This is a genomic window from Psychrobacter sp. AOP5-GZ1-6 (assembly GCF_052376345.1).
In the GTDB taxonomy this organism is placed as follows: domain Bacteria; phylum Pseudomonadota; class Gammaproteobacteria; order Pseudomonadales; family Moraxellaceae; genus Psychrobacter.
Genome location: NZ_JBQSVP010000253.1, coordinates 1 through 1,522, shown reverse-complemented (window position 1 = coordinate 1,522; position 1,522 = coordinate 1). Strand labels below are relative to the sequence as shown.

Sequence of the window (1,522 nt, the reverse complement as noted above, 5' to 3'; positions counted from 1 at the left end):
AGCTCACCTAAGACCTTTTTTCGGTACTTGGTAATAAAAACCAAATGAACGTGGAGGTTAAAGGCGGCATGACGGTTTTTGTATATCTCACTCATTGTAATAAAAACTCTTAAGTGCTAGTATTATAAGTATATTACTAAATGCACACTCATTAATAAAGAAGGCATTTATGAAAATCAACAAAGCGTATAAATTTAGGCTTGAGCCTAATACGGAGCAGGAGATTGTTTTAAATAATCTTGTCGGCTCTGCACGTTTTGTTTGGAATCAAATGCTAGCGATCTCATTTGAAATGTTTGCTAAAGATGAGTTTATCAATGCCACCAACCTTGTTAATAAAATCATGGGTCTAAAGAGCAACCCTGATTTTGCATTCTTAAAAAGCAGCTCAAACGCGGTGTCTTTACAACAAAAAGTACGTGATCTGGCATCGGCTTGGTCGCGTTTCTTTGATCCTAAAGTACATGCCAGATTAAAAGAAAATAAAAAGAAACCTCGCAAACCCAAGTTCTTTAAACTGGCTGACGGCACAGAAATCCAGCTACGCCCGTTGATGCCAAGATTTAAGCGCAAATCAGATGGGCGCGACTCAATTCGCTTGGTTCAGTTTGATAAATACTGCCGTGTTGAGGGCAACCGAGTAAAACTGCCTAATGGCATTGGCCTGGTGAAGTTTAGGAAGTCGCAAGACATTATTGGTACAATTAAAAATGTCACCATCGGCAAGAAATCGGGGCACTGGTACGTGTCGTTTGGCACAGAGCGCGAACTGGCTGAGAACCCTCGCCACTCCTCTAAAAGCGCCATTGGCTTAGATATGGGTATCAGCAAACTACTCACCACCTCAGACGGTCAGTACATCAAACCTAAGAACAGCTTTAAAGCCAATCAAGTAAAACTGGCTAAATTACAGCGTCAATTAAGCAGGAAGGTTCTGTTTAGCCAAAACTGGAAAAAGCAGAACCGCAAGATTCAAAAGCTACACCATCATATCGCTAACATTCGCCATGACTACTTGCATAAAACCACCACCAGTATCAGCAAAAACCACGCCATGATTGCTTGTGAGGATTTAAAAGTCGCCAATATGTCGAAATCAGCCAGTGGTACGGTGGAGAATAAAGGTCGTAATGTCAAAGCCAAGTCAGGATTGAATAAATCAATCTTAGATCAAGGTTGGGGCATGATGGTCAATATGCTTGAGTACAAGCAGCAATGGCGCGGCGGCTTACTGATTAAAGTAAATCCACGATACACTAGCCAAACTTGCTCTAGGTGCCAGCATATCGCTAAGGAAAACAGACAAACTCAGTCTAAATTCGAGTGCGTCAAATGCAGGTATGTTGCGAACGCTGATTTTAATGCGGCTCGTAATATATTAGCGGCAGGACATGCCGTATTGTCTGCGGAGGGAGGATGCAGTAAAGGTCGCCCGTTGAAACAGAAAACAAGTGACCCTCGTGAGAAGGTCGCCTAAGAGCATTTGCTTTTAGAATCCCCCACTTGAGCTTTGCGAAAGTGG

General features: G+C 42.4%; 1 protein-coding gene and 1 pseudogene. One reads left to right on the top strand and one right to left on the bottom strand.

Going from position 1 to position 1,522, the window contains the following annotated elements:
* Positions 1–95, bottom strand: a pseudogene (locus ACT3RN_RS15520) (IS200/IS605 family transposase); the annotation flags it as partial.
* 74 nt (positions 96–169) lie between these two features.
* Here ACT3RN_RS15520 and ACT3RN_RS15515 point away from each other — a divergent pair.
* Positions 170–1,477 carry an RNA-guided endonuclease InsQ/TnpB family protein gene (locus ACT3RN_RS15515; protein ID WP_192520979.1) on the top strand — a complete coding sequence of 436 codons (1,308 nt, stop codon included), beginning with the start codon at positions 170–172 and terminating at the stop codon, positions 1,475–1,477.
* Positions 1,478–1,522 lie beyond the last annotated feature (45 nt).